Annotated in this window: 12 protein-coding genes; 6 read left to right on the plus strand and 6 right to left on the minus strand. The window is 66.2% G+C overall.

From position 1 onward, the window contains the following. The first annotated feature begins 125 nt into the window (after nucleotides 1-125). The 4 genes from dusB (at nucleotide 126) to ACWEWT_RS24890 (ending at nucleotide 6,268) form a co-directional block, all read left to right on the plus strand. Nucleotides 126-1,274, plus strand: coding sequence for a tRNA dihydrouridine synthase DusB (dusB, locus tag ACWEWT_RS24875; RefSeq protein ID WP_452562390.1), 1,149 nt, complete (start codon nucleotides 126-128; stop codon nucleotides 1,272-1,274). A gap of 1,115 nt (nucleotides 1,275-2,389) precedes the next feature. Then, entirely contained in the window at nucleotides 2,390-4,018 is a 1,629-nt protein-coding gene (locus ACWEWT_RS24880) for an LCP family protein (protein WP_452562392.1), read from the plus strand. 716 nt (nucleotides 4,019-4,734) lie between these two features. Beyond that, a complete protein-coding gene (gene phoU / locus ACWEWT_RS24885) occupies nucleotides 4,735-5,397 on the plus strand; it encodes a phosphate signaling complex protein PhoU (RefSeq protein ID WP_452562394.1) in 663 nt (220 codons plus the stop codon). Nucleotides 5,398-5,842: 445 nt separating this feature from the next. Next, nucleotides 5,843-6,268, plus strand: coding sequence for a hypothetical protein (locus tag ACWEWT_RS24890; RefSeq protein WP_452562395.1), 426 nt, complete (start codon nucleotides 5,843-5,845; stop codon nucleotides 6,266-6,268). Between the two features lie 870 nt (nucleotides 6,269-7,138). Here the strand turns inward: ACWEWT_RS24890 and pstB are convergent. The 6 genes from pstB to ACWEWT_RS24920 form a co-directional block, all read right to left on the minus strand. Continuing rightward, the gene (pstB, locus tag ACWEWT_RS24895; protein WP_030522834.1) at nucleotides 7,139-7,915 is read right to left on the minus strand and encodes a phosphate ABC transporter ATP-binding protein PstB; all 777 of its coding nucleotides are present in this window, start codon (nucleotides 7,913-7,915) and stop codon (nucleotides 7,139-7,141) included. A 20-nt stretch (nucleotides 7,916-7,935) separates the two neighbouring features. Further along, nucleotides 7,936-8,832 (minus strand): phosphate ABC transporter permease PstA, encoded by an 897-nt coding sequence (gene pstA / locus ACWEWT_RS24900; protein WP_452562418.1) that lies wholly within the window; start codon nucleotides 8,830-8,832, stop codon nucleotides 7,936-7,938. An 11-nt stretch (nucleotides 8,833-8,843) separates the two neighbouring features. Further along, on the minus strand, nucleotides 8,844-9,812 hold the full coding sequence (gene pstC, locus ACWEWT_RS24905) for a phosphate ABC transporter permease subunit PstC (RefSeq protein WP_452562396.1): 969 nt from the start codon (nucleotides 9,810-9,812) through the stop codon (nucleotides 8,844-8,846). An 88-nt stretch (nucleotides 9,813-9,900) separates the two neighbouring features. Next, entirely contained in the window at nucleotides 9,901-11,010 is a 1,110-nt protein-coding gene (gene pstS, locus ACWEWT_RS24910; protein WP_452562398.1) for a phosphate ABC transporter substrate-binding protein PstS, read from the minus strand. 298 nt (nucleotides 11,011-11,308) lie between these two features. Continuing rightward, complete coding sequence (gene mshD, locus ACWEWT_RS24915) at nucleotides 11,309-12,217, minus strand: mycothiol synthase (RefSeq protein WP_452562399.1); 909 nt, start codon at nucleotides 12,215-12,217, stop codon at nucleotides 11,309-11,311. An 11-nt stretch (nucleotides 12,218-12,228) separates the two neighbouring features. Further along, on the minus strand, nucleotides 12,229-12,996 hold the full coding sequence (locus ACWEWT_RS24920; RefSeq protein WP_452562401.1) for a winged helix-turn-helix transcriptional regulator: 768 nt from the start codon (nucleotides 12,994-12,996) through the stop codon (nucleotides 12,229-12,231). A 627-nt stretch (nucleotides 12,997-13,623) separates the two neighbouring features. Here ACWEWT_RS24920 and ACWEWT_RS24925 point away from each other — a divergent pair. Continuing rightward, nucleotides 13,624-14,433 (plus strand): LmeA family phospholipid-binding protein, encoded by an 810-nt coding sequence (locus ACWEWT_RS24925; RefSeq protein ID WP_452562403.1) that lies wholly within the window; start codon nucleotides 13,624-13,626, stop codon nucleotides 14,431-14,433. Next, a complete protein-coding gene (locus tag ACWEWT_RS24930) occupies nucleotides 14,430-14,888 on the plus strand; it encodes a TlpA family protein disulfide reductase (RefSeq protein WP_452562405.1) in 459 nt (152 codons plus the stop codon). The genes ACWEWT_RS24925 and ACWEWT_RS24930 overlap by 4 nt, the downstream gene beginning before the upstream one ends. The last annotated feature ends 201 nt before the right edge of the window (nucleotides 14,889-15,089 follow it).

The raw sequence follows: 15,089 nt of genomic DNA on the forward strand, positions 1-15,089 counted from the left end.
CAACTACCCCGCGGCCCCGTCCCGGCGACCGGCGCCGCAGGTAGGAGGGCCGCATCCGGACAGAATCCACCGGTGAGACACCCGACAGTGACCGGACCGGGACACTCGAGGGAAAATAGAACACTGTGCAAACACAGCTGGAGCAGGAGACACGTCTGCGGATCGGCCCCTACCCGGTCGACCCGCCGGTCGTCCTCGCCCCGATGGCCGGGATCACCAATCTCGCCTTCCGCAGACTCTGCCGGGAATTCGGCAGTCCCACCGCGATCTATGTCTGCGAGATGATCACCGCCCGCGCGGTGGTGGAACGCAACGAGAAAACTCTGCACATGATGTCGTTCGACGCGGGCGAATCCCCGCGGTCGATGCAGCTGTACGGAGTGGATCCGGCGACCCTGGGCGAAGCCGTCCGGATCATTGTCGGCGAAGGCTGGGCCGACCATATCGATATGAACCTCGGCTGCCCGGTGCCCAAGGTCACCCGGCTCGGCGGTGGGGCCGCCCTGCCCTACAAGCGGAACCTGTTCGCCCGGATCGTCCGGGAGATGGTCCGGGCCGCCGAACCGGCCGGAGTCCCGGTGACCATGAAGTTCCGTATCGGTATCGACGAGGATCATCAGACCTACCTCGACACCGGCCGTATCGCCGAGAGCGAGGGCGCGGCCGCGGTATCGCTGCACGCGCGGACCGCCGCGCAGCGGTACTCCGGCACAGCCGACTGGTCGGCCATCGCACGCCTGAAAGAGGCGGTCACCACCATTCCGGTGCTCGGCAACGGCGATATCTTCCGAGCCGCCGACGCCGTCACCATGATGGCGCAGACCGGATGCGACGGGGTCGTGGTGGGACGTGGTTGCCTGGGCCGGCCCTGGCTGTTCGGCGAATTGAGCGCGGCACTGAAGGGCGAGCCCGCACCGGTCCCGCCCACTCTCGGTGAAGTCGGCGCGATCCTGGCACGCCATGCCGGTTTGCTCGCCGAACACCACGGCGAGGACAAGGGCATGCGCGATCTGCGCAAACATATGGCCTGGTACTTCATGGGCTTCCCGCTGGGCGCCGAGTTGCGGCGCAGTTTCGCGACCGTGTCCTCGCTGGCCGAACTCGGCACACTCATCGACCAGCTCGATCCGGACGTCCCGTTTCCACAGGACGCCGAAGGTCCCCGGGGCCGGCAGGGATCGCCGGGCAAGGTCGCGCTTCCGCACGGTTGGCTCGACGATCCGGAAGACGGAACCGTACCGGCGGCCGCCGATGTGATGCACAGCGGCGGCTGACCGGAACGGCAACGGAAGAATTCGACACGCCGGGTCGCCACGCCGGTAAACAGTTGTATGCGCGTGCAAACATAATTGCGGGCAACTTTCCAGCATTTACCGCTTTTGCTGCCCTCTCGTAATGTCCGAGTGGCTCTCAGTGGCGAAATCGTTATCATTGCGGAATCCCGCGCAGCCTTTCGAGCACGGCTGTGTCGGCAGCGAGATGCGAAAAGCGAGGTTCATTGGTGGGTGACGATCGGCACGGGCGATCACCACGGCCCGGAGGTCGCGCACCGTGGGAGCGGTATCCCACGGGAGAGTCCCCCGAGATGGACGGCGCGAGAGAGCCCCGGCGACCACGCCAGCCGGAGCCTCCGGCCAACCCGGGGCCGCTGACGGTTCAGGATCTGGTCGACCGGGTGGACAGCGAACGGACGGTCCGGCGTCGCGAAGGCGACGCGCCCCGGCACGGGGCACCGGACGGGCCGCCCCCGGAACGCGCTCCGCGCCCACCGGGTCCGGGACCACGGCCCGCGGCCGAGCAGCGCCCCCGGCCGGAGCAGGGCGGTCCCGAAGGTCCACCTGCCGCCCGGCCGAACCGGCCGCCGCCCCCCCCACAGCGTCCAGCCGCACCCGGACCGGGCCGGCCCCCCACCGGCTCGACTCCCGCCGCCCAACCGGGTCCACCCGACGGACGGCCCGCGGGCCCGCCCCCGCGCCGTCCCGACCGGCCGCCGAACCCCGCCGCCCGGAACCAGCCGCCCGTACCCCCACAGCGGCCGGGCCCCGAGCAGCCCGGGCCCGGCGGCCGCCCGCCCGGCCGCCCCGGCGGCGAGCTGCCGCCGCCCGGCCCGAACCGACCACCCACCGGCAACCGGGTAGCGGTACCGCCGCCCGCGAAACCGGCGCCGGATCCGTCCACCCGCCCGCCGACCGGACAGCGTCCCGCCGCACCACCACCGGTCGAGCCGGGCGAGCCGACCACGGTGGTTCCACAGCAACCCGACCCGGCCCGAGGCGGCCCGCGAGCGGGTAGCGAAGGGGCACCGAAACGGTCCCGGCAACCTTCCGGCACACCCCGGCGGGGCAAGACCGCGAAAGCCGCCGTGGCGACGGCCGCGGAACCCCCCGAAATGGTCACCGATGTCCTCGACCCGCTCGACGAATCCGATTCCCGGATCGGCGGCCGGACCGATACCGCCGGGTGGCCGACCTCGAGTCCGGCCGGCCCGGAAACCGTCGGTAAACCGAAACGCCGGGCGGCCCCCGAGAGCAGACGCAGCAGGCGGCTCCGACTCGCCGGCCGCGCCGCCGTGGCCTTCTTTTCCGTCTTGGCGCTGCTGATCACCGGTGGTGGCTGGAGCTACCTGCGCGCGACGACCAATGGGTTCACCCAGGTCTCGGCACTCGCCGAGAACGACGACAATGTGATCGACGCGAACGCACAGCTCGGCGACGAGAACTATCTGATCGTCGGCACCGACACCCGAGCCGGCGCCAACGGCGATGTCGGCGCGGGCACCGTGGAAGACGCCGAGGGCGCCCGCGCGGACACCACGATGCTGGTGCACATACCCAAGGACCGGTCGCGGGTGGTCGTCATATCCTTCCCGCGGGACCTCGATGTCACCCGGCCCGAGTGCTACGGCTTCGACAACGAGAAGAACGACTACACCGAAGAGCTCTTCGACTCGGCCATGGGCGATAAGCTCAACGCCGTCTACAACCTGGGTGGCCCTCGTTGCCTGGTGTCCACTATCCAGCGACTGACCGGTAGCACCATCAACCATTTCATCGGGATCGATTTCGCCGGTTTCGAGCAGATGGTGGACAAGGTCGACGGCGTCGAGGTGTGTGTCTCCAAACCGCTCGAGGACAGCGTCCTCGGCACGATCATCCCGGAAGCCGGTCGCCATCGCATCGACGGCAAAACTGCGCTGAACTACGTGCGCGCCCGCCATGTCTACGGCGAAGAGCGCAGCGACTACGACCGGATCAACCGGCAGCAGAAGTTCCTCGCGTCGTTGTTGCGCGGAACGCTGGCGGGCAAGGTCCTGCTGGATCCGGGCAAGTTGAACGGGGTCATCGGGGCATTCAAGAACGCGACATTCGTCCACAACGTGGAACCCAACGATCTGCTCATGCTCGGCCGTTCGCTACAAGACCTGGAATCCGGGGCGGTCACCTTTCTGACTGTCCCCACCGCGGGAACCAACTCCTACGGCAACGAAATCCCCCGCACCTCCGATATCCAAGCGATCTTCCGCGCCATCCGCGACGACCAGCCGTTGCCGGGCGAGAAGACCGCGCCGGCTCCGCCGCCAACCGCAGAGGCGCCGGTTCCGCCGTCACTCACCGCGGTCGACCCCGGTACACTTTCGCTGCTGGTCTACAACGGTTCGGGTATCACGGGCCTGGCCAACCAGACCGCCAGCCAGTTGGCCAATGTCGGTTTCGGTATCTACAACACCGACAACTACGCCGACGGCAACTCCGCCGAGACCAAAGTCCGCTATTCCGCCGGTCACGAGGCTGAAGCGGCGACGGTGGCCAGCGCCATCCCGGGCGCCACCATGGAGCTCGACGAATCGTTGGACAGCATTGTCGAGTTGGTTCTGGGCGAGAACTTCCAACAGACAGTGAACGAACCCACTCCTGTCGGCAACCTGATCACCGATATACCGGCCGCTAGCACTGCCCCGGTCGAGTTGCCCAGCGACCTCGAACATGTCAACGCCGCTGACGACCCCTGCGCTGCCTGACTCAGCGGCCACACCCGGCCGCGCCGGGTGTGCGTGTGCCGTCAACTCGGTTGCGAGGTGCCGGGTTCGCTGCGGCACGCGGCCGGAGAACTCTTCCGGCAGGCGATTGTCCGCGGATCCGACCCGATGCTTCAGTGTCGAGACACGCTCCGGCGCAGTAATTTCCGTTGAGCAACATCTGCGTGGGTGATAGCTTCGAATCGGTCGATCATCATCGGGTGATCACCATCATGGGAGGGGATTTCAGTGGTACGCAGATTTGTCTTCGGAGCTTCTGCCGTAGTAGCCGCCTTGGCTCTGCTCGCGGGACCGGCCCAGGCAGCTCCTCGGTGGCATATGCACCGGTCGCCGGCGGATTGCGAGCAGGAGCGTTCGCAGATGCAGGCGCAGGGTTCCAACGTGAGCCCGACTTGCGAGTTCCGCGCCAAGGGCGATATGCACGGTAATGACACCTGGCTCTTCTGGATCTACTGACCGAGTCCGGCCGCTCGGCCTGATTTTTCGACAATAGCTCCCGTGTGACCCGATGTGCAGGGTCACACGGGAGCCTTGTCGAGGCGATCGGCTCGCCTCAGGCCTCCTCGAACAGGACATCTCCGGCATGATCTGCGAATTCTGGGCCTTTCGGATGCGGTAGAAGTGACTCGAGCGTTCGGCACCACTCATTCACCGCTTGTTTGGTGACTTGGTCAGCGCCGCCAACTACTGTCTTTTGCATGCGTGTCATCTACAACGAGCAAATGGCCGATCTCGCCCACCTGTTGGGCGAGATGGCCGGTATCGCCGGTTCGGCCATGGATCGTGCCACGCAGGCTCTGCTCCAGGCCGATCTCCCCCTCGCCGAGCAGGTGATCGGGGAAGGCGACCGGATCGCCGAGATGATCGCCGATGCCGAGGAGAAATCGTTCGCGCTGCTGGCCCTGCAGGCCCCGGTCGCGGGTGATCTGCGGCAGGTGGTCAGCGCGATCCAGATCGTCAACGATGTGAACCGGATGGGCACCCTGGCCCTGCACGTGGCCAAGGTAGCGCGGCGCCGGCATCCCAATCACGCCCTGCCGGAGGCGGTCAACGGCTACTTCGCCGAAATGGGCCGGATCGCGGTCAGTATGGGCAACAGCGCTCAGGAGGTGCTCGACACCCGTGATCCCGAGCGCGCGGCCCAGCTGAATCAGGACGACGAGGCGATGGACGATCTGCATCGCCACCTGTTCACCCTGCTGATGGACCGGGAATGGAAGTACGGGGTGGCCGCGGCCGTCGATGTGACGCTGCTGGGCCGCTACTACGAGCGTTTCGCCGATCACGCGGTCGAGATCGGCCGCCGGGTGATCTTCCTGGTGACCGGCGTTCTCCCCCCCGACGAGGACACGGAGTCCTGATCCGGACAACTCGAAATACAACACACTGCGGGACCGGTCCGACCGGTCCCGCATTTTTGTGTCCGGTGAGCGGGATCGGCAGAATTCCTCGGAATCCGTGGAACCGGATCACCGGCGAGACCGTCAAATCTCATGTCAGCGAAATTTTCGACGAGGACGGCTTCGTAATGGCCTGCGGGGGCGGTCCGAGAAATCGGAGTGCAGCCGTTCGAGGAAGGAAAACTGTCGACCGATGATCCCGTGACGCGGGAATCGCACCGATGAGAATCCCGGCTACCGCGGATATGCCGTAGTCGTTCGATATACCGGAAACCACAACCACAAGGTATCGGGCCTCGGTGGCTCGATCGACTCTGCCCTTTTACGGGCGGACGAATCTCGATCACCGGACTCCGCAGCAGCGGATTCGGCATATTCGAACCGATGAACCCCAGAAGGAAGAGTAATGCGCAAGTCAGCGAAATCCGTTCTGTCCGGCCTCGGCGTCGCCGCCTCCGCTACCGCGCTCATGATGGGAACCACCGGTACCGCGTCGGCCACCCCCGTCGTCAGCCAGCAACTCGGCAGCTGTGTGTGGTCCGCGGATGTGGTGCACCTGGGCGGAGTGCCCATGGACGGGTACGGCATCCAGTGGTACGTCAAAACGGGCCGCAACGACAATACCGATGCCCACTGCAGTTTCGAAGCCCAGGCGACCTTCGGCATGAAGGACGGCGGCAATCGGACGATCAGCTTCGGTAGCGACAAGCCCGCGCACGATCAGATCTTCGCGGAGGGCCCGGCGCGCATTCTGCAGGTCGGGCTGAAACTGTGCGTGGACGGTCAGGGCTGCACGGACTGGAAATTCGAGAACAGCGTCTGGAATCAGTAGATTCTCCGGACCGGTCGAAACGGTCGGAGGTGTAATCCTCGGGGGCCTTCTCGCCCGGCCGTGGAAATCGGTCGCCGGGCGATTTTCCCGGTCACCGGTGTACTTCCGCCCGACGAAGACACCGAGGTATAGCCCCGGGCCCACGTTCGGTCGACGGCCGGCACCGTCGCGGTGCGCGAGGTGCGGGCCATACCGAACCGGTAGCCGTCGTGCCGTCGGCCGGGATGGACCGTCCCCGGTCAGGTAGACGTGGGAGTCGAAGCCGCCCGGTACAGAAATCACGATCTCCGCAACATCCAGAGTTTCCGGGCGTTGCGGAGATCGCTGAAACCCGCCTGATATCGGGCGGGGCCGATCATTGGAATTGGATTACGTGCCGACGGATCGCCAATTGTCGACAGCGTAGATTTCGGCCGAAGCCGGTATCACTAGTTGGCCACGATCCATTCGTACCGGCCCTGGCCATGCGAATAGCACACCCATTTCGTCGTGCCCTCATGGCGAGTGTTGCCAACGGTGGACTCATTGCACGGGTCTGTCGGCACAGCCGCAGCCTGCGGGGCCAGCAAGGTCGCGCCCAAGATCGTGGCCACACCGAGCAATCCACTGGTGAACAATCGTATTGCCATCACGAATCCTCTTTCACTCGAACAAAATTCGCAGAGGTCGTGTCATTTTCTCCCCCCCTGCCTCACACAGGATATCGAATCATGTTGGAAGAAACAACAACTCGCCTGGAATAAGGTGTGGCGGCGCGGCGGCCGCTGCGGGTCCGGTGGCGACACGAGGGATTCCGGCCTGTACGACGCACACAGAGAAGCCCGCGGGAATCGTTCCCGCGGGCTTCTGGTCGTCGGTGCCGCCGGTGGCTCAGCCGAAACGGCCGGAGATGTAGTCCTCGGTGGCCTTCTCACCGGGGTTGGAGAAGATCTTCTCGGTATCGTCGATCTCCACCAGCCGGCCCGGTTTGCCCTGGGCCTCGAGGTTGAAGAAACCGGTCTTATCGCTCACCCGCGCCGCCTGCTGCATGTTGTGGGTGACGATGACGATCGTGTATTCCTTCTTCAGTTCGGTGATCAGGTCCTCGATCGCCAGCGTGGAGATCGGGTCCAGCGCCGAACACGGCTCGTCCATCAGCAGGACGTCCGGGGATACCGCGATGGCCCGCGCGATGCACAGACGCTGCTGCTGACCGCCGGAGAGTCCGCCACCGGGCTTGTCCAGGCGATCCTTCACCTCGTTCCACAGGTTCGCGCCGCGCAGCGAGCGTTCGGCGACCTCGTCGAGTTCGCCCTTGTTGCGTACACCCTGGAGTTTGAGACCGGCCACCACATTGTCGCGAATGGACATGGTGGGAAACGGGTTCGGGCGCTGGAACACCATGCCGATGGTGCGGCGCACGCCGACCGGGTCCACCTGCGAGGCGTAGATGTCCTCACCGTCGAGCATGACCGAACCCGAAACGCTGGCGTTCGGGGTCACCTCGTGCATACGGTTCAGCGACCGCAGCACAGTGGACTTACCGCAACCGGACGGGCCGATGAAGGCGGTCACACTGCGCGGCAAGACGTTGAGCGCCACATCGGCCACGGCGTGGAATTTGCCGTAGAAGATGTTCAGGTCTTTGATGTCGATCCGCTTGGCCATCAGTTATTCCGTTTCCGCCCTTATCGGTTCCGCGTGAGGAGCTTGTTGACAGCCGCGGCCGCCAGGTAGAGCACCGCGATCATGAGGATCAGGGTCAGCGCGGCACCCCACACCCGCTGCCGGCCCGCGTCCTCGGCGCTCTTGAGTTCCTGGAAGATCAGCAGCGGCAACGAGGCCATATTGCCGTCGAAGATGTTCATGTTGATCGCCTTGCTGTACCCGACCAGCACCAGCACCGGCGCCGTCTCGCCCATCACGCGGGCCAGCGCGAGCAGGATCCCGGAGATCATGCCGGGCAGGGCGGTCGGGATGACGATCCGCACGATCGTCTTCCACTTCGGGATACCCAGGGCGTAGGAGGCTTCACGCAGCTCGTCCGGGACGAGTTTGAGCATCTCCTCGGTATTGCGTACGACCACCGGAAGCATCAGCAGTACCAGGGCCAGGGCCACGGCGAACGAGCTCTGCGGGAATCCCAGGGTCGCGATCCACAGCGCGAAGATGAACAGGGCCGCGACGATGGAGGGGACGCCGGCCAGGATATCGACCATGAAGGTGGTCACCTTGGCGAACCGGCCGGTGCCGTACTCGATCAGGTAGACCGCCGCCATGATGCCCAGCGGTACGGCGATGACCGCGGCCACCGCCGATTGCACGATGGTGCCGTAGATGGCGTGGTACACACCGCCGCCGGTCTGGTCGGGCAGCACGCCCTTCTGCGAGTTCTGCCACCAGTCCAGCGACATGACGACGCCGATACCGTTGCTGACCACCATCCACAGCACCCAGCCCAGCGGGATGAGCGCGACGAGGAAGCACAGCGCGAACACCACGGTCGCGACATTGTTCTTGATCTTGCGGGCCGTACTCACGTCCCGGAAGGTCGGCGCCTTGATCGGCTTGTCGAGGCTGGTCATGGTGGTGGACATCAGCCGTTCACCTTTCCGCCCGCCGCGAGCCGGGCCAGCGCGTTGACGACGAAAGTCAGCGCGAAGAGCACGAAGCCCGCCGCGATATAGGCGCCGGTGGGCAACGGCGCGCTGAATTCGGCCGCGGCCGAGGCGATCTTGGACGCGAAGGTGAATCCGCCGTCGAACAGCGACCAGGTCCCCGGGGTCGAGGAGATCTTCAGGATCAGCAGGACAGCGATGGTCTCACCGAGCGCCCGGCCGAGACCGAGCATGGATCCGGCGATGACACCGCTGCGGCCGTAGGGCAGGACCGTCATCCGCACGACCTCCCATTTGGTCGCGCCGAGTGCCTGCGCGGCCTCGATATGCGCGCGGGGAGTCAGCGCGAAAACCTCACGCGATACCGAGGTGATGATCGGCAGGATCATCACCGCCAGCACCACACCGGCCGTGAAGATGGTGCCGCCACCCCCGATCGACACATTGCCGTCGGAGAACAGGAAGAACCAGCCGAGATTCCGGTTGAGGAACTCCTGCAGCGGTTTCAGGTATTCCGCCAGCACCAGCAGGCCCCACAGGCCGTACACGATCGAGGGCACCGCGGCCAGCAGATCGGTCAGCATGGAGAACGGGCGGGCCAGCCGCTTGGGTGCGTAGCGGGTCAGGAACAACGCGATACCGACACCGATCGGGACCGCGATGACCAGCGCGAAGGCGGAGCTCAACACCGTCACCATGAACAGGTCACGGATACCGAAGCGGAGATTGTCCGCGTCACCGGTGTTGAACTCCGCGCTGGTGAAGAAGTTCACCTCGTCAGCCCGGAGCGAAGGCACCGCACGGATCAGCAGGAACAGCGCGATCAGTGCGATCGACGCCACGATGATCGCGGCCGCGGTCGTCGCCAGCGATTTGAAGATCAGTTCGGCGCGCCGGCTGTTGCCACCACTGTTACGCGACGGCGCTTTCTTGGGGTCGCTCGACATGGGTGCAGTGTCTCCGGCCTTGCGCGGGCTCGTCACTGCTGACGAGTCCGCGGCGGCTACCTCTGGGTTGACTGTCATATTCGCGCTATCAGGAGATGGCGTTGATCGCCGTGGTCAGCTTGGTCTTGAACTCCTCCGGGATCGGCACGTAACCGTTGTCCGCCAGACCGTCCTGGCCGTTGGTGACGGCAGAGGACAGGAATGCCTTGACAGCGGTCGCGGTCGCCCCGTCGGCGTACTTGGAGCACACGATCTCATAGGTCGGCAGGATGATCGGGTAGGAGCCGGCCTCGGTGGGCTTGTAGAACGACGAGGTGTCGAGCACCAGGTCGTTGCCCTCGCCCTTGATCTTCACGCCGTTGATCGCTTTACCGGCGGTCTCGGAGGTCAGCTCGACCGGTTCGGGACCGGCGGAGGTGATGATCCGGGCCACGGACAGGTTCTGCGATTTGGCGAACGACCACTCGTTGTAGGAGATGGAGTTCTCGGTGTTCTTCACCGCGGCCGAGGTGCCCTCGTTGCCCTGGGTGCCCTCACCGACGCCACCGTTGAAGACCTTGCCGGAACCCTTGCCCCATGCGCCCTCGGAAGCGGCGTCCAAGTAGAGCTGCAGGTTGTCGGTGGTGCCGGACTCGTCGGACCGGTACACGACCTTGATCGGCTCGGCGGGCAGCTGCTTGCCCTCGTTGAGAGCCTGGATCTCCGGGGCGTTCCAGGTCTTGACGGTGCCGTTGAAGATCTTGGCGACGGTCGGGCCGTCGAGCGCGAGATCGGTGACGCCGTCGATGTTGTAGGTGATGGCGATCGGGCCGAACACGGTCGGCAGGTTCCACGCGGGCGACGCGCAACGCTCGGCGGCCGCGGCGGGCTCGCCCTTCTTCTCGCTGAGCGGGGAGTCGCTACCGGCGAAATCGGTCTGGCCGCCGAGGAATTCCTTGACACCCGCGCCGGAGCCACTCGAGGTGTAGTTGAGGGTCTGGCCGTCACAGTTGGTTTCGAAGGCAGCGGTGAAACGCTCCACGGCGTTCTTCTGCGCCGACGAACCGCTGGCCTTGAGCGCCTCCTTGCCACCGCAGGTGACGTCGGAATTGGCCTCGACACCGGTCGTGGACGCATTGTCGTCACTGCCGCAGGCGGCCAGCGGCATCGTCACGGCCGCGATAACACCGACGAGGGCGCTGCTGCGCTTGAACTTCACTCCAGTCCTCCGGACGTCCTACTCGCCCGGTCCCTCACCGGCCCGGGCGCGTGCGGTGGTGCGGGCGTTCGCGGGGAACTTGCACACCAGGCGACCTACTGCCGCCCAGAATCAACCTAGGGCGCGTCGATGGACAACTGGACCAGGGCAAGTGAACGGAAGGTGAACAGGGCGGCGCGAACACGTCCGTTATGTGTGATGTTTGCCGCGCTGTTACTCCGCACATACCGCCACGCAGTATTCCCACACCGGGAAGCAACCCGGAGGTACCGGACGGTAACCCGCCGGGCGCCCCGGCTCAGGCCGGCAGCGAGTAGGCGATATCGATATGCGCCGGAGCGAAACCCAGACCCCGATAGGTGCGCACGGCGGCGGTGTTGTCCGCCTCGGTGTACAGCAGGACCTCACCCAGGCCCGCGTCCCGTAGATGACGCAAACCGATCAGCGTGAGCAGCCGACCGAGTCCACGCCCCTGGGCGGCCGGGTCGATACCGACCACGTACACCTCACCCACAGGGGGATCCTCGTCGTAATGAACTTTGGTCCAGTGGAATCCGAGCAATCGCCGCGGCTGCTGCGTATCGAAGGCCAGGAAGAGTCCGGCCGGATCGAACCACGACTCCGCGCGGCGCGCCTCGAACTCCGCATCGGACCAGCCACCCTGCTCAGGATGCCAATCGAAGGCCGCGTTGTTGACCCGCAGGAGTTCCGCGTCGTCGCCGCGACCGTCATAGGCGCGGACGACGATACCGGCGGGCACCTCCACCTCCGGTAGCTCAGGAGTTGCCAGCGGCCGCCGCATCTGCCAGAGCTCACGCACCGCACCCAACCCCAACCGCCGGGCCACCGCCTCGGCGGCGGGTAGCTTCCCGTGCGCCCAGATCCGCGCGCCGGGCCCACCCGCCGCCAGCGCCGCGCCCACCAGATCGCCGCCTACGCCACGGTCACGCCACTTCGGCGCCACCGCCGCCTCCACCATGGCGGGGTGCTCGCCGTGCGCCGGTGTGAGACTCGCGTAACCGGCCACTTCCGCCCCCGCCACCGCCAGCAGGTGACGCGCCGGAGTGTCCCGGCGCAGAGCCAGCACGGCCTGCTCGGAAACCGGCGCCACACCGTCGGTGGCGGTGGCATCGCCGAGCAACGCACTCACCCGGTCCGCGAGATCGGCGGAGGGCATCTCGTGCCATTGGAGTTCGTAATCGTCCATCTCGCCCGAGCTCACTGGACGGTGCCGTTGACCGGTGCCATCGAATCCTCTTCGGCCTCGTCCTTGCCGCCGTTGGCAGAGCGGGCATCGGGATCGTTCTTGTTCGACGAACGGGCGGGACGTACAGCCTTGTACCCGACATTGCGCACCGTGCCGATCAGCGACTCGTACTCGCTGCCCAGCTTCGCGCGCAGGCGCCGAACATGCACATCGACGGTCCGGGTGCCACCGAAGAAGTCGTAACCCCACACCTCCTGCAGCAGCTGCGCACGAGTGAAGACCCGGCCGGCGTGCTGCGCGAGGTACTTCAGCAGCTCGAACTCCTTATAGGTCAGATCGAGCGGACGCCCACGCAGCCGAGCGGTATAGGTGCCCTCGTCGATCACCAGCTCGCCGAGGGTGATCTTGCCCGAGTTCTCCGGACTGGCGGACCCGCCGGTGCGCCCGACCAGCAGGCGGAGCCGAGCGTCCAGTTCCGCCGGACCGGTACTGGGCAGCAGAATATCGTCGAGACCCCAATCGGCGTTCACCGCGACCAGACCGCCCTCGGTGAGCACGGCCACCACGGGAACCGAAGACCCGGTGCTACCGAGCAGCCGGCACAGCCCGCGCGCGGCAGCCAGATCAGTGCGTGCGTCCACCAACGCGATATCCGCGGTACCCGCCTCGAGCAACGACGCCACCTCGGTCGGCGCGGGACGCACATTGTGCGCGAGCAGCGTCAGCGAGGGCAGAACCGAATCGGGGTCGGGGTCGGAGGTCAGCAGGAGCAGCTCCACAAGCACTCCTCCCATCTCGTAGCTACGCGAAAGCCAGCTTCGTCGCCGTCGCCACGTTGCTCATCCATAATGCAATCGCTGCAAGATTAGCGCGTCGAGCTCTATTTATTGCGCCGCCTCCGGCGACGCGGGGTCGGAGCCCTGTTAACTCCGGTTCTTCACTCCGGCGCTCAGTCGCCGCACTCCTTCGCTCTGTCGCTCCAGAACCTGGGCCGGCCCCGACCACTGAGGTAGACCGTCCGGAGTGGGCAGAAGACCAGTACAGCGGGCTCGAGTGAGCCCATATCGCCGCACTGCAGCACCGGCCGCCGGTCTATCGAGGCCGCCGGCACGGGATCGGTCACCGCGCACTGCTCATTCCGTCGCTCCGGAAAAAGGGGCGGCCCCGGTCGACCATCCGGAGTCGGCGAAGAGCAGATGACGAAAGGTAGGTGCTGCGGTGCGGCTGGAGCCGCCCGGGCAGGTTCACAGCACAGTAGTGCTCGACGATTGCCGATCCATGGTCGACGTCGGCACGCGACCGGTCGCGGCATTCCTCGCTCCATCGCTTCCGAACCGGGCGGGCCCGGTCGCTTTTGCGCGCGGACCCGAAGAGGGCCCTGGTCGGCGTCCACTAGGGTGCATGCCATGCGGAAGCTGATCATCGGACTGCTGTGCCTGGCGGGGCTGGCGGTGGTCGTCGATTTCGGTGCGGCCGCATATTCGGAGTACCGCGTATCACGATCGCTGAAGGTGGGCGCCGAACTCAGTGCCGACCCGGAGGTCACCTTCCACGGTTTCCCGTTCCTGCGGCAGGCACTCGACGGCCGCTACGACAATATCGAGATCAAGGCCGACAGTGTCCGGCCCGATATCCCCGGCGAGATCGGGCTGGAGGCCACGCTGCTGGGCATGGACCTGCCGCTCGGCGACCTGGTCGACGGGCGGGTGCGCAGCGTGCCGGTGGAGCAGGTGGACGTCCGGATGCGGGTCGCGCCCACCGAGCTCGGCCGGCTGTTCGGTATCCCCGATCTGGAGGTCCACTCACGGCCGGCGGACAAATCCGACGGCACCGGCGGGTCGGGCGGGTCGGGTATGACCACGGCGGGCGCACTGGTGCTGACCGGAACCCTGCCCTCGGCACCGAGTGGGCAGCAGGGCGCGAGTTTCGCCGGGGAACGAGTGAGCGTCGCCGCCGACCTACTGCTCGACGGCGACCAGGTGCGGATCGTGGCGACGGGTCTGTACTCCGAGGAAATTTCCCCGGTCCCGTCCGAGCCCGTGGTCGACGAGGCCGACATCCCGGCGATGCTCGCGATGTTCACCCGTACCATCGATACGAAAGAACTTCCTTTCGGAATCCGACCCACCGAGGTCACCGCCCTGGGCGGCCATATCGTGGTCGAGGGCCGGGGTAGAGATGTGACGATCGATTTGAACAGATTGCGGCGCCCATGATCGAGATCACCATTCTGGCGGTAATGCTGCTGGCCGGACTGGCCGTCGGCCTGTACCTGCGGCGGCGCGAGGGCTCGGTGCGATCCGCGCCGGTCGGTCTGGACCGCGACACCGGCGCGCGTGACGATCTGCTCGTCGCCGCCGGAGTGACCGGGTCGGGCAGCCCGGCGGTACTGCATTTCTCCGCCAACTGGTGCGGGCCGTGCGCCGCGGTACGCCGGGTGGTCGCAGACGCCACTCGCGACCTGGCCGATTCGCCCCAGCCACCGCGCGATATCGAGATCGATATCGATACCGACCCGGCCCTGGCCAGGGCGTTGAACGTACTCTCGCTGCCGACCACGTTCGTATTCGACGCCGAAGGCCGGGAACGATTCCGGATCTCCGGTGTCCCCAAGACCAGCGATCTGCGCAGTGCGCTGAGCCCGCTCACCGCGGGATCGGCCGCGAGTTGAGTTTTCGGCGGCGCCTTCGGCGCCGCGGGGTGGGGGCTGTGTTCATGGCGCCGCCTCCGGCGTCGCGGGTGGGGGCCGTGTTTATGGCGCCGCCTCCGGCGTCGCAGGTGGGGCCCTATTAACCCCGGTTCTTCACTCCGCCGCTCAGTCGCTTCGCTCCTTCGCTCTGTCGCTCCAGAACCGGGGCGGGCCCCACCTGCG

The sequence above is a fragment of the Nocardia sp. NPDC003963 genome (assembly GCF_053605105.1).

Bases quoted from the DNA above. Each gene is read 5' to 3' on its own strand.
- ACWEWT_RS24930 (WP_452562405.1), top strand. From the start codon at position 14,430: ATGATCGAGATCACCATTCTGGCGGTAATGCTGCTGGCCGGACTGGCC.
- phoU (WP_452562394.1), top strand. From the start codon at position 4,735: ATGCGTGTCATCTACAACGAGCAAATGGCCGATCTCGCCCACCTGTTG.
- ACWEWT_RS24890 (WP_452562395.1), top strand. From the start codon at position 5,843: ATGCGCAAGTCAGCGAAATCCGTTCTGTCCGGCCTCGGCGTCGCCGCC.
- ACWEWT_RS24880 (WP_452562392.1), top strand. From the start codon at position 2,390: ATGGTCACCGATGTCCTCGACCCGCTCGACGAATCCGATTCCCGGATC.
- pstA (WP_452562418.1), bottom strand. From the start codon at position 8,832: ATGACCAGCCTCGACAAGCCGATCAAGGCGCCGACCTTCCGGGACGTG.
- ACWEWT_RS24925 (WP_452562403.1), top strand. From the start codon at position 13,624: ATGCGGAAGCTGATCATCGGACTGCTGTGCCTGGCGGGGCTGGCGGTG.
- mshD (WP_452562399.1), bottom strand. From the start codon at position 12,217: ATGGACGATTACGAACTCCAATGGCACGAGATGCCCTCCGCCGATCTC.
- pstC (WP_452562396.1), bottom strand. From the start codon at position 9,812: ATGTCGAGCGACCCCAAGAAAGCGCCGTCGCGTAACAGTGGTGGCAAC.
- pstB (WP_030522834.1), bottom strand. From the start codon at position 7,915: ATGGCCAAGCGGATCGACATCAAAGACCTGAACATCTTCTACGGCAAA.